This window comes from Mucilaginibacter sp. GW821-FHT07H05, assembly GCF_059418485.1.
The window spans coordinates 106026-124695 of sequence record NZ_JBWKPY010000001.1 but is presented as its reverse complement, the minus strand read 5'-3'; the positions used below and the strand labels follow the sequence as shown (position 1 = coordinate 124695).

General features: G+C 42.0%; 19 protein-coding genes. All 19 read left to right on the top strand.

What is annotated here, in order from left to right:
- Position 1: 1 nt before the first annotated feature.
- The 19 genes from AC07M6_RS00585 (at position 2) to AC07M6_RS00495 (ending at position 18661) form a co-directional block, all read left to right on the top strand.
- Positions 2–517, top strand: coding sequence for a UpxY family transcription antiterminator (locus AC07M6_RS00585; protein WP_494886692.1), 516 nt, complete (start codon positions 2–4; stop codon positions 515–517).
- A 112-nt stretch (positions 518–629) separates the two neighbouring features.
- On the top strand, positions 630–3548 hold the full coding sequence (gene asnB, locus AC07M6_RS00580; protein ID WP_494886690.1) for an asparagine synthase (glutamine-hydrolyzing): 2919 nt from the start codon (positions 630–632) through the stop codon (positions 3546–3548).
- Positions 3548–4408 (top strand): ABC transporter permease, encoded by an 861-nt coding sequence (locus AC07M6_RS00575; protein ID WP_494886689.1) that lies wholly within the window; start codon positions 3548–3550, stop codon positions 4406–4408. Before asnB ends, AC07M6_RS00575 begins: the two co-directional genes overlap by 1 nt.
- 3 nt (positions 4409–4411) lie before the next feature.
- Complete coding sequence (locus AC07M6_RS00570) at positions 4412–5710, top strand: ABC transporter ATP-binding protein (RefSeq protein WP_494886688.1); 1299 nt, start codon at positions 4412–4414, stop codon at positions 5708–5710.
- Positions 5710–6804 carry an FAD-dependent oxidoreductase gene (locus AC07M6_RS00565; RefSeq protein ID WP_494886687.1) on the top strand — a complete coding sequence of 365 codons (1095 nt, stop codon included), beginning with the start codon at positions 5710–5712 and terminating at the stop codon, positions 6802–6804. Before AC07M6_RS00570 ends, AC07M6_RS00565 begins: the two co-directional genes overlap by 1 nt.
- Entirely contained in the window at positions 6801–7337 is a 537-nt protein-coding gene (locus tag AC07M6_RS00560; protein ID WP_494886685.1) for a class I SAM-dependent methyltransferase, read from the top strand. Before AC07M6_RS00565 ends, AC07M6_RS00560 begins: the two co-directional genes overlap by 4 nt.
- Positions 7338–7988, top strand: coding sequence for an SDR family oxidoreductase (locus AC07M6_RS00555; RefSeq protein ID WP_494886684.1), 651 nt, complete (start codon positions 7338–7340; stop codon positions 7986–7988).
- Positions 7972–8937, top strand: coding sequence for a glycosyltransferase family A protein (locus AC07M6_RS00550; RefSeq protein ID WP_494886682.1), 966 nt, complete (start codon positions 7972–7974; stop codon positions 8935–8937). The genes AC07M6_RS00555 and AC07M6_RS00550 overlap by 17 nt, the downstream gene beginning before the upstream one ends.
- Positions 8938–9585: a CatB-related O-acetyltransferase gene (locus AC07M6_RS00545; protein WP_494886680.1), complete on the top strand. Its 648-nt coding sequence runs from the start codon at positions 8938–8940 to the stop codon at positions 9583–9585.
- Entirely contained in the window at positions 9582–10478 is an 897-nt protein-coding gene (locus tag AC07M6_RS00540) for an alpha-1,2-fucosyltransferase (protein WP_494886679.1), read from the top strand. The genes AC07M6_RS00545 and AC07M6_RS00540 overlap by 4 nt, the downstream gene beginning before the upstream one ends.
- On the top strand, positions 10471–11424 hold the full coding sequence (locus tag AC07M6_RS00535) for a glycosyltransferase family 2 protein (protein ID WP_494886678.1): 954 nt from the start codon (positions 10471–10473) through the stop codon (positions 11422–11424). The genes AC07M6_RS00540 and AC07M6_RS00535 overlap by 8 nt, the downstream gene beginning before the upstream one ends.
- On the top strand, positions 11421–12002 hold the full coding sequence (locus tag AC07M6_RS00530) for an acyltransferase (protein ID WP_494886676.1): 582 nt from the start codon (positions 11421–11423) through the stop codon (positions 12000–12002). The genes AC07M6_RS00535 and AC07M6_RS00530 overlap by 4 nt, the downstream gene beginning before the upstream one ends.
- 1 nt (position 12003) lies before the next feature.
- A complete protein-coding gene (locus AC07M6_RS00525; RefSeq protein WP_494886675.1) occupies positions 12004–13155 on the top strand; it encodes a glycosyltransferase family 4 protein in 1152 nt (383 codons plus the stop codon).
- Complete coding sequence (locus AC07M6_RS00520; RefSeq protein ID WP_494886673.1) at positions 13152–14048, top strand: glycosyltransferase; 897 nt, start codon at positions 13152–13154, stop codon at positions 14046–14048. The genes AC07M6_RS00525 and AC07M6_RS00520 overlap by 4 nt, the downstream gene beginning before the upstream one ends.
- Entirely contained in the window at positions 14048–14800 is a 753-nt protein-coding gene (locus AC07M6_RS00515; RefSeq protein ID WP_494886671.1) for a glycosyltransferase family 2 protein, read from the top strand. Before AC07M6_RS00520 ends, AC07M6_RS00515 begins: the two co-directional genes overlap by 1 nt.
- 29 nt (positions 14801–14829) lie before the next feature.
- Positions 14830–15771 carry a hypothetical protein gene (locus tag AC07M6_RS00510; protein WP_494886670.1) on the top strand — a complete coding sequence of 314 codons (942 nt, stop codon included), beginning with the start codon at positions 14830–14832 and terminating at the stop codon, positions 15769–15771.
- Positions 15768–16673, top strand: a complete 906-nt coding sequence (locus AC07M6_RS00505; protein WP_494886669.1) for a glycosyltransferase — start codon at positions 15768–15770, stop codon at positions 16671–16673. The genes AC07M6_RS00510 and AC07M6_RS00505 overlap by 4 nt, the downstream gene beginning before the upstream one ends.
- Positions 16670–17677: a glycosyltransferase family 10 domain-containing protein gene (locus AC07M6_RS00500; RefSeq protein ID WP_494886668.1), complete on the top strand. Its 1008-nt coding sequence runs from the start codon at positions 16670–16672 to the stop codon at positions 17675–17677. Before AC07M6_RS00505 ends, AC07M6_RS00500 begins: the two co-directional genes overlap by 4 nt.
- A complete protein-coding gene (locus AC07M6_RS00495) occupies positions 17678–18661 on the top strand; it encodes a glycosyltransferase family 2 protein (protein ID WP_494886667.1) in 984 nt (327 codons plus the stop codon).
- Positions 18662–18670 lie beyond the last annotated feature (9 nt).

Here is an 18670-nt window from a genome sequence, read left to right as displayed (position 1 = left end):
CATGGCTTTAGGGCTTAATCATCATACAAACCAGTGGTATCCTGTTTATACAAATCCCCGTGCCGAAAAAAAAGCTTATGAGGCATTAGTTAAAAAAGGCATAACTACTTATTTGCCTTTGCGCAAAACATTAAAACAGTGGAGCGACCGGAAAAAATGGATTGACGAACCATTTATAAAATCGTACCTTTTTGTACATATTAAACCCGGCGAACAAACCGAGGTGCTGATGACTAAAGGTATTGCAAGATTTATTTATTTCTCGGGCAAAATAGCATCCATGCCCGAAAGGCAGATAGATACTTTGAAGCTGGTATTGGCCAGTTCCCTTGATGTTGAAATTACCGAAGAAGATTTGCAGCCGGGCGAAAGGGTGCGCATTAAGGCCGGTCCGCTTAAGGATCTTGAAGGTGAAGTGGTTGCTTACCGCTCACAAAAACAATTAGCGTTACGATTTGAAAGCATTGGCTGCTCCATCATTATACATGCCGGGGCGTCATTAATAGAAAGGGTTTGATCATTTACAAATCCTGATTAATATCAGTTTATTTAACAATCTGATATTCAATAAGTTACAAACTTAAAATGTGACTTACGGGGCGAAGCTGTGCCCGGACCAACTATAAACTATGTGCCGTATAGCAGGTATTATATCTACTAAAATTCCGCAGGATGAATTGCTGCAAAAAACACGCAACATGTGCCAGGCTTTGGCGCATGGCGGCCCCGATGATGAAGGGATATACCAGGCGCCATTACATGGATTAGTATTCGGGCATCGCAGGTTATCAATTATTGATCTTACAGCCAACGGGCACCAGCCTATGGCAGATATACAACAAAAGGTATGGATAACCTTTAATGGCGAGATATACAATTACCCCGAACTAAAAGAAGAGTTGTTAAACGCCGGGGCGGCCTTTCATTCGGATAGCGATACCGAAGTTATTATACAAGCTTATATCAACTGGGGTACCGCTGCCTTTGCCCGTTTACGCGGCATGTTTGCCTTCGCGCTGCACGATACCGAACAGGCCCTTACTTACCTGGTGCGCGATACATCGGGTATTAAACCCTTATATTATTATACGGATAATACCGGGATCAGTTTTGCATCAGAAGTTAAAGCTTTAAAAATGGCCGGTATAGCCACACAGCCTGATGAAAATTGGCCGATACGTTTTTTAGCTTTTGGCCATATCCCCGAACCATACACCACGCTAAAAAATGTGCTTAGCCTGCCTAAAGGACATTTTTTAAAATGGGAGCATCAAAACGGCAGTTATGCAATACTCCCCTACTATTTAACAGATGATGGCGCAATTGAAATACACACTGCCGACGAAGCACACAAAGGCATCAATACCCAGCTGGATAAAACCATTAAACGCCAGCTTTTAGCAGATGCCTCAATTGGTGTGTTTTTAAGCGGTGGGATAGATTCGAGCCTGATCACCCTGCTGGCTACTCAATATAAAAAGCCAAACCTTAAAACAGTTTCGATATTTTTTGATGAGCAGGCTTATAATGAGCGTACTTATCAGGATATTATTGTTAAGCAAACGGGCGCCCAAAATTACCAGCACCTGGTAAAGCAACAGGATTTTGAAGCGGCCCTGCCCCATATTATTACCGGCATGGATATGCCTACTACGGATGGGATCAATAGTTGGTTTATCAGCAAATATGCCCGGCACGAGGGGCTTAAAGCAGTACTCTCTGGTCTTGGCGCTGATGAACTGTTTGGCGGGTATCCATCATTTAAGCGCATTAAATATTTAAAATACATCAAACTGCTCCCATCGTTTATTTTAAATGCAGTTGCACGGCTAAGCGTTGGGCCTTTAAAGCGGATAGCCTTATTAACCCACGATCACCCCTTGGCCGAATATCTTTTTTTGCGCGGCTTATTTGTACCGGCGGATATCGCTAAAATTTTAAATGTTAGTGAACAGCATGTATTGGACGTGTTATTTGCCATGCCCTTAAAGCTTGGCCATTTAACCGATATACAAAAAGCCGCCTGGTTTGAAACCAACCTGTATATGCAAAACCAATTGCTGCGCGATACCGATGTAATGAGTATGGCCCATGGCCTGGAAGTAAGGGTGCCTTTTTTAGATGAAGACTTTGTGCAAATGGTTAACCGGATTGATCCGTCGGTTAGATTTAATAACGATAAGCCGAAGCAAATATTAATTGACAGCTACCCCGGTTTACTGCCAAAGCAAATATGGGACAGGCCTAAAATGGGCTTTTCATTCCCACTGCAAAAATGGATGCATGCGCATAAGCAAATTGCGCATATTGATTTTTACAAAGGGAAGCAGGCGCGCAAGGTTATTAGACGTTTCCAGAATAATGAAGTGCATTGGTCAAAGGCATTTGCTTTATACCAATTGCAATCATTAGACCTGATCAGCGAACCGGCCGCGCCTAAAAACATATTATTGCTTACCCTCCAAACTTTCGGCGCTACGGGCGGAATCCAAAAAATGAGCCGTACCATGGCCCAGGCTATACAGCAAATAGCGGTTAAAAAGCGCTGGGGTTTCAGTTTATGGTCGGGGTATGATCATAACCATGATCTGGACAAAAAATACACACAACCAGGCAATTTTAAAGGCTTTAACAAAAACAGGGGCGTGTTTGCAATAGATGCTGCCATTAAAGGCATGCAAAGCGATGTAGTGATACTAAGCCACGTTAACCTGGCCCTTATCGGCTGCATTATTAAAGTATTTAACCCCAAATGCCAGGTATGGCTGGTTGCACATGGTATTGAGGTATGGCGCCCGCTCAGGTTATTTAAAAAACAGATCCTCAGTACTTGCGATAAGATCATCTGCGTAAGCAATTTTACCCGGCAAAAAATGATCGGCGTACATCATGTCGACCCGGCTAAATGCATCGTTTTAAATAACTCGTTAGATCCCGCTATTAAACTGCCCGATCATTTTACTAAACCCAGCTATTTGTTAGACAGATATGGCTTATCGGCAAAAAATAAGATTATTTTTACCTTAACACGGCTGGCATCAACCGAACAGTATAAGGGATACGAGCAGGTGATTAAAGCAGTAAGCGTTCTGAAAAATACCTTTCCGGATATCAAATACGTACTTTCGGGTAAATATGATGAACGGGAGGATAAACGGATCAGGAAACTGATTAACGATCACCGGGTGCAGGACCAGGTAATTGTAACCGGTTTTATTGATGAAGCCGAGTTGGAAGATCACTTTCTGCTGGCCGACCTGTTTGTATTGCCCAGTAAAAAGGAAGGCTTTGGTATTGTATTTATTGAAGCATTGGCCTGCGGCCTGCCGGTAATTTGCGGAAACGAAGATGGCAGCCTGGATGCTATCCGCAACGGCGAACTGGGTAAGGCCATTAACGTAGACAATATGACCGAACTGGAGGATGCCATTACCGGTTATTTAAACATACCGCTTACCCCCGAATACCGGCGCAGCCTGCAAAGCAAGTGCCTGCAATATTTTAACGCGACAGATTATAAGGACAACTTAGAAAAAATGCTGATTTAATGGAACCCGTACACGAAGAATGGGACCTGGAAATAACCCCGCATAATAATATCCTCGACTTAAAGTTAAAGGATATTTGGCGTTACCGCGATTTGCTGATGCTATTGGTACGGCGCGATTTTGTATCCTTTTACAAGCAGACCATATTAGGGCCGCTGTGGTTTTTTATCCAGCCTTTGTTTACTACTGTTATTTATACATTTGTGTTTGGTAACCTGGCTGCTATCCCTACCGATGGTTTACCACAACCCCTGTTTTATTTAGCCGGTATTACCGCCTGGAATTACTTTGCCGATTGCCTTACCAAAACCTCAACCGTATTTAGCACTAATGCAGGGCTTTTCGGTAAGGTTTACTTTCCACGGTTAATTGTTCCCCTAAGCATTGTTGTATCTAACCTTATTCGTTTTGGGGTGCAAATGCTGCTGTTTTTTATCATTATCGGCTTTTATTGGGCCAAAGGGACTGCTCTTCATCCTAATATCTATTTACTGCTCTTTCCCTTTTTGCTATTGCTGATGGCGATGTTAGGTTTGGGCCTGGGGATGATCATATCGGCCATGACCACAAAATACCGCGACTTGGGTTTCCTCATCACATTCGGCATCCAGTTAATGATGTATTTAACTACCGTAATTTATCCTTTATCGATTGTTCAGGTTAAATACCCGCAATACCTGTGGCTGATAGCCTATAACCCCATGACGGCCATTATTGAAGCTTTCCGCTATGGTTTTTTAGGTCAGGGCACATTTACATTGGTATCGTTAGGCATCACCACCATCATCACTATCGTGATATTATTAATAGGCATTATAACCTTTAACCGGGTTGAACGCAATTTTATTGACACCGTATAACACATGCCAGCCGTAATAAAAGTAGAAAACCTATCTAAAGCTTACCAGTTAGGCGAAATTGGAACGGGCACCATCTCCCGCGACCTGGAACGCTTTTGGGCAAAAATGCGGGGCAAAGAAGACCCTTTTTTAAAGATAGGCGAAGTGAATAACCGCGCTGCAAAAGGCGAAAGCGATGTAGTTTGGAGTTTAAAAGACCTGAACTTTAATATTGAGCAAGGCGACGCGGTAGGCATCATCGGCCAAAATGGGGCGGGTAAAAGCACATTGCTTAAAATACTGAGCCGGGTTACAGCCCCTACCACCGGATCGGTAAAATTAAAAGGTCGCATAGCCAGTCTGCTGGAAGTAGGCACCGGTTTTCACCCCGAATTAAGCGGGCGGGAGAACATTTACCTGAACGGCGCCATACTGGGGATGCGTAAAGCCGAGATTAAACGCAAGTTTGACGAGATAGTAGATTTTTCGGGCGTAGAACGGTATATCGATACCCCGGTAAAACGGTATTCATCGGGTATGTATGTGCGCCTGGCCTTTGCCGTGGCGGCACATTTGGAATCGGAGATCATGATCGTAGATGAGGTTTTGGCTGTTGGCGATGCCGAATTCCAGAAAAAATGCCTGGGTAAAATGGGCGATGTAAGCAATAAAGAAGGCCGCACGGTACTATTTGTGAGCCATAATATGGATGCGATAACCCGGTTGTGTAATACCGCCTTACTATTAAGACACGGCCTGTTAGCCGACCATGGCCCCGCATCGCAAATTATTACTACATATTTAGATACCGATGAAAAATCGACTGCCTATAAACAGTGGGATGTTGGAAACGCGCCTGGAAATAATGTTGCACGTATTTTATCGGCAGGTATATTTAACGGGGATAATGAGGTATACGAATACGTTGATATCCGCAAACCTGTAATTATAAAAATGCAATATGAAGTACTGCAGGATGGTGTTAAATTAACCCACGCTTTTGTTTTTCATAATGAGCATGGCGTACGTTTATTCGATTCGCATGATATCAACTCTGACTGGAAAAGTAATTCGGTAAGGAAAAAAGGAAAGTACGAAGCCGAATTATTAATACCCGGAAATTTCTTTTCTGAAGGGAAAATAAAAATCAGCCCGGCGGTTATTACATCCGATCCATTTGAATTACATGCCTATGATGAGGATGCGATTTCGTTTTTTGTAAAAGATGCGCAAGAGGGCGATTCGGCCCGTGGCGCTTATGCCGGAAGCTACGGCGGAGTTGTAAGGCCGGTGTTTGACTGGCGTGCTAATTATATAGGCTAATGAGGATTTTAATTATAGGTGCGGGCCTTTTTGGAACATCGGCAGCAACCACTCTTGCTGGTAAAGACAATCAAATAGATCTGCTGGAAAGTGAAAACGATATTATGCAATTGGCTTCGCGGGTTAACCATAATAGGATACACCTGGGCTACCATTATTTGCGCAGTATACAAACAGCCGAACAAAGCATAGAAGGCCTGTTGTCGTTTTTGTTTAATTATGGCGGCGCTGTTATACACCAGTTACCAAATTACTATGCCATAGCCAAAACCGGCAGTAAAACTACCCCGGCAGAATTTATTAACTTTTGCGACAATGTGGGCATTGGCTATGATAATGAGTATCCCGGTAAGCATTTTTTGCAGCGCGATAAAATTGAAGAGTGTTTTAAAGTGCCCGAACCGGTTTGGGATTACGAAAAGCTAAAAAAAATCATCGCGGCAAATCTTAAAAAATCCAAAATCAACTTGATTTTAAACACTACTTGTACGGATTTAAAAAAAATGCCCGATGAAACTTTTGAAGCCAGTTTTAACAATACCGTTAAACACTATGATGTTGTTATTAATACAACCTATTCAAACATCAACCAAATTAACAGTTATTTAGGCGTAGGGCAAAAAAAACTACTGTTCGAGAATGTGATCATTCCCGTTTTTAAATACCCATCGCGGGCTTTGGGTTTAACCATTATGGATGGCCCCTTTTGCTCGGTAATGCCGCGGGGTAAAGTAAAAAATGAGTTCCTGTTATATCACGTAAAGGAGTCGGTTACGCAATCACAACTATCGGCTAACAATCCGGGTTACGGCAGCAACCCTGTTTTAGATCGGGAGGCTGAAGCTATCATTTACAAACAATCGGCATTGTATATGCCATTTTTAAATGATGCTGTACGTGCAGGTCATAACAAAACCACCCGTTTGGTTTATGAAAACAGTGATGATGCCCGCATAACCGAATTGCAAACCTATCCCGACATCAAAAACTATTTCTCGGTACTATCGGGCAAGGTTACTACCTGTATACAGGTGGCATTAGAAATTAAACACATATTGCAGGGCAAACAAAAATTAAAAAGAGCGAAAATATGAAACTTCACTTGGGCTCGGGTAAAAACATAAAGGAAGGTTATATCAATATTGATAAATATGTTGATTATCCGGGGGTAGAAAAATACGACATATTTAATTTGCCTTTTGATGACAATAGTGCAGATGAAATATTATCTGAACACCTGGTTGAACACGTAGGTTTTAAAGATGAGGAGCGTTTTTGGCGCGAGTGCGCACGGGTATTAAAACCAGGAGGTAGATTGATAACCGAAACACCCGATTTTGAATGGCTGTGCAAACAATTTACACAAGCCGAAGACTCGTTTAAGGAGTTTTATAAGGTAGGTGCAATTGACCATTACTTTGGTAACGGACGCAGTATTGACCAACGCTGGGGAATGATTACTACGCATTTTTTTGGCAATCAAAACGGCGAAGGCCAGTTTCACTATAATGCTTATACCCGTCAAAAACTAACAAGGATAGCTGAAATGATGGAATTTACGAGTTGCAGTGTAACTGAAATATTTAACAAGGGCGCCCAGGCCATTGTAGCCATCATGATTAAGTAAATGGAAGAAAGTATCCTGCTTTTTGGAGGTAATAGTTTTTTAGCAAATGCTTTTATTGAAAAATACAACCAGGAATACGCTATACAAAAAGTTTACAGGAGCGACGCAAATCAACAGTTTAATTTTGATTTTGAAACTGATGATATTGAATCGATAGTTACCAAATTAACCTCCCGCTACAAGGCAGTTTTATTTTTCCAGGGTTTAAATCCATCAATTGGCATAAATGATATTACGGCCGGTCATTTTATCCGGATGTTAAAAATTAATTTGATAACCCCTGCTTTGTTAATTAAACGCCTGGCCAATCAATTAAGTGACGGCGCACTGGTATTATTCATATCATCGGTAGCTAAAAAAAAGGGGAGCTATGACCCGGCTTATGCCAGCGCCAAAGCCGGCCTTACCGGTTTAATGCATAGCCTGGCTAATGCATACCCACAACTGCGCTTTAATATTATATCATTGGGATTAGTTGAAAACTCGCCTGTGTTTAATAATATGACGCCCGACTTTAGGCAAAAACACGCGGACAGGATGATCAATAACGAGTTTATTAAAGCAAGTGATGTAATTATCGCAATTGCGGATCTGATAAATAACAACACGGTTAACCGGACTGATATTGAAATTGATGGCGGATATCAATAAACAACCTTTAGTAACGGTTGGTATTTGTTGCTATAATCGCGAGGCCGGCTTTAAAGAAACGTTAAAGTGTATGATTAACCAGTCATACAAAAATCTGGAGATCATTATTTCCCAGGACTATAACGAAACACTGGATTTCGCACCGATTGTCAATAATGAAAATGATAACCGGGTTACCTTTTATAAACAGCCCAAGCGCTTATCCATGTATAACAATTTCGGTTTTTTGCTTGAAAAAGCAAATGGTGATTATTTTATGTGGGCGGCCGACGATGACTGGTGGGCACCTGACTTTATTGAAAAAATCATGGGGCGGCTGTTGACCAATCCAGGCTCGGTAATGGGGTTTTGCGATTTTATGGAGGTTGATGAATCAAATAACCGGATGCCCATATATCCACAGCACTTGCCTTTATTACAGGAGTTTGTTAGTACGAATAGCCTAAAACGCGCAAAAAGCTACATTAATCAATTTGAAGGTTTTGGCAAAGCCAACCTATTTTACGCCATATTTAAAACTGAAGCGTTAAGAACCCCTGAAGTTTTTGGGATTTTGAAAAAAGGGGATTTACCCGGCGATATGTTAATTAACCTGTCGGTGTTATTAAAAGGTGAAATAGTTATAGTGCCTGAGCTATTGCGCACCTGCACATTTACACCAGTTAAGGATTATTTCCAGGAGTTATATCAACCTGAAATGAAAAACCTGCTCATTGTCCGGGTGAATTTTGGAGGGATTAAGTATCTCCAAAAAAAATGGAGCAATTACCTGTATAGCCATTTTAAAATCATCGGTCAATCAAGATTAGGCTGGTTAAAAAAGTTAAGCCTGCACACAACAGTTTTAAAAAGGATACTCCTTTTTTATTATGATACTATTTGTGATCATGTTTACCTGAGAGGATATAACATCTTCGATAAAATAAAAAGACAAAACAGGCTTAGCTAAATGGCGGGAACCAACTATTTAAAAAGGATAATAAAAAGACTAATTGCAAAATTAGGACATGATGCCCCGGCGCAACAATTAAACTATACTTTACAAAGCAGCACAGTGGGAGTTTGGTGTAAAATCGGGCAAAATAGCTTTTTATACAACACCCACATTGGCGACTATACCTTCCTGTCCCAAAACGTCACCATCATGAACACCCGCATAGGCAAGTTTTGCTCTATTGCGCAGGGTGCAGCCATTTGCCTGGGTAAACACCCATCCTCAACATTTGTCAGCACACATCCTGCGTTTTTCTCTACCCATAAACAAAACGGCATGACGTTTGCCGACCAAAATTACTTTGATGAAATGGGTAAAACCACCATTGGCAATGATGTTTGGATAGGTGTTAACGCCATTATTATGGACGATGTGACAATTGGGGACGGTGCCATTATTGGCGCCGGCGCGGTGGTAACTAAAGATGTACCTCCTTATGCCATTGTGGTTGGCTCACCGGCGAAAGTGATCAGGCACAGGTTTGAAAAAGAAGAGATTGATTTTTTATTAACCTTTAAATGGTGGGATAAAGATGAGGACTGGCTCAAAGCCCATTTTAAAGACCTGCACAATATCAAATCATTTGTTAAAAAACACGCTTGATCATCGTAAAATTACAAGGCGGCCTGGGTAATCAAATGTTTCAATACGCTTTTGGGCTTTCACGTTCGGCAGCGTTAAATAGTACATTATACCTTGATCTTTCGTTTTTCGCATCGCAACAAACTGGCTCTGACGTAACTTATCGTGAGTATGAGTTAGGCTTATTTTCGGATAAGATCCAGATAGCTAACAACGAAATTATCAAAAGCTTTACTAATCCTAATCGCTGGCAAAAGGTATTAACTAAGTTGGGCACCACAAAAAAACAAGTTTACCGGGAGTATTCGTTAAAGGTAGATCGGGAGGTCTTCAACCTCTCCCCTCCTGTTTACTTTGATGGCTATTGGCAAAGCGATGATTATTTCAAAAGCCACGAAAGATTAATAAGAGAGGCCTTTGAATTTAGGAAACCACTAAACAGCCAGTCTCAAAATATTGCAGATACACTAAACTCACAGCAAAATACAGTTAGCATTCATATCCGTCGGGGCGATTATGCAAGTTCGGCAAGGACTAACGAACTACACGGTACTTGTTCGGTAAGCTATTACCGGCAGGCTGTTGGCACTATCAAATCCAGACTCACCGATCCTCATTTTTATTTTTTTTCGGATGAGCCTAATTGGGTAAAGGATAATTTAATAGCCGATTTGGAAAACTATTACATAGTTCAGCACAACACCGGTGCCGATAGCTGGCAGGATATGGCCCTGATGAGTCAATGCCAGCACCACATTATTGCCAACAGCAGTTTTAGCTGGTGGGGTGCCTGGTTAAATCCTGATAAGGAAAAAATAGTTATAGCCCCGCAAAACTGGTTCAATGCAAAAACCGATTATTTTAATGATGCGGATATCATACCCAAAAACTGGATCAAAATAGCCAATGCCTGAACCGCTGATCTCCATTATTATGCCGGCCTATAACGCGGCGCAGTATCTGGAGGAATCTATTCAATCGGTTATTGACCAAAGTTATACTAACTGGGAGTTGATCATCATCAACGACGGATCAACAGACGGCACGGAAGCTATCGCTAACAAATACACTTTGGCCGATACCCGGATAAAGCTGATTAACCAATCAAACCAAAAGCTGAGCGCGGCACGAAACACAGGTATAAAAATCGCCACGGGGCAATGGATAGCTTTTTTAGACGCCGACGACCTGTGGATACCCGAAAAGTTAGCCAGGCAAGTTAAAACGATGGAGGAATACCCGGATGCAGGTGTAGTTTTTACCGGCGGTTATACTTTTACCAATAACGATATCAACGACAGTTTACCATACCAAACCATCTCAGGCTTTTATAGCGGTGCCGAAATGTACAAATTATTATACCAGGGCAATTGCATTCCAGTGTTATCGGTATTAGTTAAAAAGCCTTGCTTGGATATGGTCGGGTTGCAGGATGAAACCTTAATGGCTTGCGAGGATTGGGACCACTGGCTAAGGCTCGCCGCTAAAAATGTTGGCTTTTATGGGATGCCTGATAAACTATTTTATTACCGCAGGCATACAAGCAATATGTCTAATGATCCTCACTTAATGTCTTTTTCAAAAGCGTACGTCTTACTCAAAAACTTCAGGGCAGCGTTTTTTACCCCGGCAGAAATAACAAAATTGAAAAACTTTGTTCAAGTTACTATTTGCCAGCTGATTAAAGCAGGTAAAATTAAGGAGGCTTTGTATTTAAACAGCAAAAACACGATTATTACAAAAGACGCCTCCGGCAACCTGATCGGTTTTTTAATGAACAAGTTAAAAGGGCAGTCATATTATTTAGTGCGCCTGATTTTTAAAGTGGATAAGATATTATCTAAACCCGTTCAGCAATGAAAACATGGTTAAATAATTGCCTGGCTAAAATAGTGAACAGACTGCTTTTACTGCATGAAAAACACAGACTGAACATCATTTACAAAAACCCCAATATCACCGGTACCGAAGGGTTAAGGATAGAGGAATACTTTACGGCCAACCTCCCTGCAGGCAACTTCAGCATTAAGTTTGGCCCGTACGTTTACATTAAAAAGTATTGCCACATTTTGCTTTTCGACGGGGCCGAATTAACGATTGATACGAATGTATTTATCAATAACTATTGCTCTATTAACTGCCTGGAGAAAATACACATCGGCGAAAACACCATGTTTGGCGAAGGCGTAAAAATATACGACCATAACCATGCCCACAGTTATATCAACGGAAAACTTACTGTTGAAAAAGCAGATTTCAATACCGCGCCAATAATTGTTGGCGCTAACTGCTGGATAGGCAGCAACGTAACCATATTAAAGGGTGTTACCATTGGCGACAACGTAATTATTGGCGCCAATAATCTCATCTATCAATCTATCCCGGCTAATACTATTGTAAAAGCAAAAAGCGAGTATACTATAGTACCACAACCATAATTTGGCAAACGCCCCAAACAAAGTATTATTTATCAGTCACGAAGCTTCACGCAGCGGCGCCCCGATAGTGCTATTGCATTTACTGCGCTGGATAAAGGCCAACACCAATTTGCAGTTTGATATATTACTATTAAACGACGGCGTGTTGCGGCCCGATTTTGAGGCCATTGCTAAAACTTACATAGCAGAAGATCTCTTTAACGAGCATAGCGTTATCAACAGGCTTAAAAAGAAGTTTTTCAATTTATCGGCCGATAAAGTAAAAGGGGTAACAGACCGGCTTGCGCATAACAAATATCACCTTGTTTATGGCAACACGGTTGTAAGCCTGCCCTGGCTAAACCGGTTCAGGCAGGATCATCAGGTAAAAACAATTTGCTGTATCCATGAACTATCGTACGCGTTAAATTATTGTTTCAGCAAAGTATATCTTACCCAAAACCTGCCATTGGTTGATAAAACTATAGCGGTTTCAAACGCGGTAAAAACCAATCTGATCCATAACTATGGTTTAAGCGAGCATCAAATTGAACTGCAATATGAGTTTATAGATACTCATGTAACCGTAGGCACCGTTCCACCATTGCCCATCGGGGCCGGCGAGTTTATAATAGGCACCGGCGGCACCCCCGAATGGCGAAAAGGCGCCGACCTGCTTATCCCTCTTGCCTTAAAATTGACAGAACGCTACCCTGATTTAAAATTCAAAATTGCCTGGCTGGGTGCCGATGAAGAAAACACCTATGTGAAAAACCTGATTTACGATGCCGGAAAATGCGGCATCCGCGATCAATTGATCTTTATCAAACCAAATGATAGCCCCCTGGATACCATCAGTCAGTTTGATGTTTTTGTATTGCTATCGCGCGAAGATCCTTTTCCATTGATAGCGCTGGAAGCCGCTTTTTTACAAAAACCCATCATCGCGTTTGAAAACAGCGGCGGGATCCCCGAACTGATTAATCAAGGGGCCGGGCTGCTTGCACCATACCTGGATATCGGCCAGATGGCCGACTGCATTTACCGGCTGTATCATGATAAAATACTGAGGGATAAAACCGGGGCAAAAGGAAAAGAATTGATACTGACCAAATACAATTCTGATGTTATCCCACCTGATATTTATGCGATTATAAATAAGTTGATGGCATGATATCTATCATTATTTGTTCGCGCTCCGCAGTGTTAAACCAGGAATTAGCCCATAATATCAAGCAAACCATTGGTGTAGAACATGAGGTGATCCTGATAGATAATTCCGCCAACCAGTATGGCATTTGCGAAGCTTATAATCTTGGCGTAAAACACAGCAAGCACCCTATACTATGCTTTATGCACGATGATATTTCCTATCATACCCAAAACTGGGGCCAAAATGTGATAGCCCATTTCGGGGATGAGCAGGTAGCGGCAGTCGGTGTGGCAGGCACGCCTTACTGCGCTTTTATGCCCGGGCCATGGTGGGGGAACGGTATACAATACCAACACTTGCTGCAAGCCGATAAAAACAACCCGGCGGCTTTAAAATCAAACGCTGATGGCATTGCAAAACGGGAAGCTGTTATATTAGATGGGGTTTGGCTCTGCATTAAAAAGCAGGCGTTCGATCAAATCAGTTTTGATGCGTTTACTTTTAAAGGCTTTCATTTTTACGATGCGGATATCTGCATGCAGTTGCATCAATCAGGCGGCAAAGTATACTGTATTAATGATGTACTGATCAGCCATGCCTCATTAGGCGAAGTAAACACTACCTGGATAGAAAATGCTTTAACATTTCATCGCAAGTGGGAAAAGCATCTGCCGGCCACCTGCCTCAACCTAAGTAATACCCAAATGGGGCATCTGGAATATAAAACCCTCAATAGCTTTATTTGGGCCTGCGCGGCAAATAAATATACCAACAAGCAAATTTATGCCCTGGCTTTAAAGTACCTGGCGCGTTTTAAAAAAGGTTATCTGTTTTATAAAACACCGGGATATTTCATCAAGTTTGGGTTTAAATATTTGTTTAAAAAAGGCGCTCCTTTTTATAATTTTAATTAATGACCGCAAAGAAACACATTGACATTATCATACTCAGCTATGCTAAAAACGACCATTTAAAAGGGCTGACCATACAAACTATCGAAACCCTTTTAGCTTCCGAAGATCCGAAAGCGGTCCATTTTAATGTAGTGGTAATAGAATCGGAAAAAACACTGCAGCCCTATCAGTTTCCAAACTCAACTACTATTTACCCGCAGGAAAAATTCGGTTTTCATAAATATCTCAACATCGGGATTAAAAAAACCAATAACCCATACGTTTGCCTTTGCAATAACGATCTGATATTTCATAAAGGCTGGGCCACCGAAATATTAAAAGCGATGAATAACGATCCCTTGATGCTAAGTGCGGTACCCTATTGCCCCAACTTTCACAAAAAGGAGGGCTTTGCCGAGGGCGCACCGCCATTTGAAGGTTACTTTGGCGTTTTAATTGGCTGGTGCATTTTTGTTAAGCGGGAAATTTTTGATGTGATTGGCTTACTGGATGAAAAGTTTACATTTTGGTATTGCGATTATGATTATTCAAATACCTTAGAAAAATATAAAGTAAAAAACTGCCTGATCTCCACCTCTATTGTAACCCATTTAGGCAGCGAATCGCTTAAAACCGTTGATAAAAAAGCTTTTCAGCGATTAACCCAGATACCCCGGTTTTACTTTAGTTATAAGTGGCACCACCGCTCTTATTTAAAGTTTATGGCCCAAACTACCCTGTTTAAACTTCAGATGCTGTTGGGTATGGCATAAGGATAATTTCAATATAAAGCACCTCGTTTTTGCCTCCGGTTTTCGATCATAACTATTCGGTAATAACCATAGCCACCAATAAGCTAAGCTATGTTCAGTTTGCCCTTAATTGCGCGCAATCGGTACTGCTGCATAACGATATCGACATTTATATCATATCCAATTTAACTTTCCCGGTCCCCGATCCATTACAAAAAAGGGTTAAAATAGTTAAGGCTACGGAAGAACATGCCGCATTAGGTATAGGCATTAAGCTTTATTTAGATCAATACCTGCAAACCGAAAACACATTGTTCATCGATTCGGATTGTTTATGTTATGATAGTCTGGAACCTGTATTTAGTGCATTTAACGGAAAAGATGTTTCGGTGGTTGGCACCATAGTTAATGCAGCCGAATGGTGCGGCCCTGACGACGCCGTGGTTATTGAAAACGCGTTTGGAATAAAAAAGCTCCCAAGGTTTAACGGCGGCATCTACTTTATAGCCAAAACTGCCATTGCAGAGAACGTCTTTAATTTTGCGAGGGATTTGGCCCCGCAATATGATCAGATGGGCTTTAGCCGGCTAAAAAACAAATGGATCAACGAAGAGATCCTGATCGCCATAGCGATGATGGTGTATCACCAAACACCTATAACTGATAACGGGACTTTCATGACGGATCTATACACAGACCACCATCCGGCTGTATTAAATGTATTGAAAGGATCAAGGCAATTAAACAACCCGCAACCGGGTGAATTATATCACCGCCCCTGGTATCCCATTGGCAGTTATTCGCCTGTTATCCTCCATTTCGGCGGTAATAATTTATACGCATTCCCTTACATCACTCAATATGCTTTGCTCAAATTAAAAGCACTTAAGTTCGGTAATAGCTTAAGTTCTATATTGAGTGGCCTGTTTTTAAAGCTCCCCTATCAATTATACCGCAATGGGAAAAAGATCATAAACCAGTCAACTGAATGAGCGCTTTCACCCTTTCCTACATCATTGCTACCCGCAACCGTCTCCCTTTTCTGAAGATCACTTTAGAAAAACTGATGGGCGCATTGCAGCCTGACGAGGAGATTGTAGTGGTTGATGGCAACAGTACCGATGGTGCCAAAGAATACCTGCAGCAATTGTTTGAGCAAGGCAAGATCCACCAATTGGTTTCGGAACCCGACCACAACCAGGCACACGGCTGGAACAAGGCCATGCTTATGGCTAAGGGCACCATCATCAAAAAAATAATAGATGATGACGTGCATCATTATACAGCCATCCGCAAATGCCGGGATTATATGTTAAATAATCCGCAGATTGATATCTGTATTTCCAATTGTCTGTCCACAGCGCTTTTATCGCCTCAGAATATTACTGAAGCTAACCGGTTTGATCAGTATAAAAAATGGAAAGCCGGCATGGTAAATTGTTTTACGTTTAGCGATATCTCCATGCTGATCAGGAAAAGCGCGTTAAGCTACCTGGGGTTGTACGACACGCAATTTGCAATGATGGATTGGGAATACGCGCTGCGCTGCTCCTATTTAAAAGCGGACATTGTTTATTATACCGGCTATAATTCGCTTAGCGTGGATACCCCGGGTAATGTCACATCCAAGACAGATGACGCTAAATTGAAGGCAGAAGGGCGCATAGGCCAGCTAAAATATGACTACGAAGGCGATAGGTCTGATATCTCGTTTTACTCGGAAATGAAGATCGCTATAGGTAAGATCATCTTCCGTAAACGGGGCAGTCCATCGGCAGAAACGCCCGGTTTGGAAACGATCCCCCCGGAAGAATTAAGCAAAATATATTACCAGCTGTATCAGTACCTGGAGAATTATAGCCGGGCAACTGATGCAGCATTTATTGAGCAGTGAAAAAAAAGATCAGGATTAAATTTCAAAACGGCATAACCTACCAAATGGCCCTTAACGAAGTGCTGAATGTGGTAGCCGATACATTTGATTTTGAAGAAAGCGACCAGCCCGATTATATTTTCTTTGCGCCTTATGGTAATGATATCCCTGTACCGGGGCCTTATGTCCGCATTGGCTATTTTTGTGAGAATATTACACCCGACCTGACTTGCTGCGAATGGGCTTTTGGCATTCCGCCGGAGCAGCAGGTTAACGATCCTAAATACAAACGGATACAATGGCATAATCTAAACCCCGAAGACCTGGTAAAAAAAGACTGGGATGCTGAAGCTATCCTGGCTTCAAAAACCGGGTTCTGTAATTTCCTGTATTCGCACCGGGTGCCTTACCGCGAAGAATTTTTCAGGCAGCTATCCAAATATAAAAAAATAGACGCGCCGGGCAAAAGCATGAATAATATACCTCCCATAGATAGCCGGCCCGGAGATGATAAGTGGGATATCAAACACCGGTTTCTTTCGCAGTATAAGTTTACCATCGCTTTTGAAAATTACGTTTACCCGGGTTATCAAACCGAAAAACTGTACGATGCCATGCTTTGCCAAAGTATCCCCATTTACTGCGGCGACCCTGACATCGGCACGATATTTAACACCAAAAGTTTCCTGAACGCTCCCGATTATATTAACACCAATAATTCACCGCTTGTACAATTTCTGGAAAGGCGGTCGCAATCTAATTTTACCGATATCCGGCCCATGTATTACAAATCGCCGAAAGACCGTATTCAGCGTAAGCTAAAATCAATTGGGAAAGTATATAAAATGAAACTGCAGTTTAATAAGCTGGATTTTAGCCCCTTAATAGACCAGGTAATTGCACTGGATAAAGATCCGGATAAATATATGACCATGCTTAAACAGCCCTGGTTTAATAACAATACCGTTCCGCCCGGTACCTCATTAAGAGATCGCTGGATAGAGATATTTAATTCGGGAAGATAAATGATAGCCCCTTTAGTTTCCATTATCATCCCTGTTTATAATGCCGAAGCCTACCTTGCGCAAACCATACAATCGGCCTTGGATCAAACCTGGCCGAATAAGGAGATCCTTATGATTAACGATGGCTCTACCGATAATTCATTGGCCATAATCCGGCAATTCGATAGTGACATCATTAAAATATATTCGCAGGAAAACCAGGGGGCCAGTGTGGCCCGCAACTATGGGTTAAAGCAGGCGCAGGGCGAGTATATTCAGTTTTTGGATGCGGATGACCTGTTAAGCCCCGATAAAATTAAGACGCAGATGGAGGTTTTGATGGATTTCCCCGGTTATGTTGGCTTGTGTGGCACCATTCATTTCCAGGATGGTACCGATCCCCTGTCCTATCCCTTGCAACACGAGTGGGTATCAGCAGGATCGGATGATCCGGTTGATTTTTTAATAAAACTATATGGCGGGGCGATGATAGGGCCCGAATATGGCGGGATGGTACAACCCAATGCCTGGTTAACGCCCAAAGCATTAATTGACAAAGCCGGCCCGTGGAACGAAATGCGTAGTCCAGACGATGACGGCGAATTTTTTTGCCGGGTGATACTTGCCTCAAAAGGCATTAAATATGCTCATAACGCTGTCAACTACTATCGCAAGTTCACCACATTAAATAGCTGGAGTGCGCAGCGAAGCCACCAATCGTGCAGTAATATATTGCAGGCAACTAAATTAAAAGCACAGCATTTGCAGAACAGGAAAGGCGACCCAAGGTTGAAAAATGTACTGGGCCGCTTGTTTTGGGAAAATGCGTACAGTTTTTACCCCTATTATACAGACCTGGCAGCCGATGCGCAAAAAAACGCGGAAACGTTAGCGCCTCATTTTAAGTTCAATCCCTATCAAAAGGGATTAAACCATGCGTTGGCCCGGGCCTTCGGCTGGAAAACGGTGAAATACCTGCAATACCTCAAGCAAAAGATCAGTTGAAACATACAG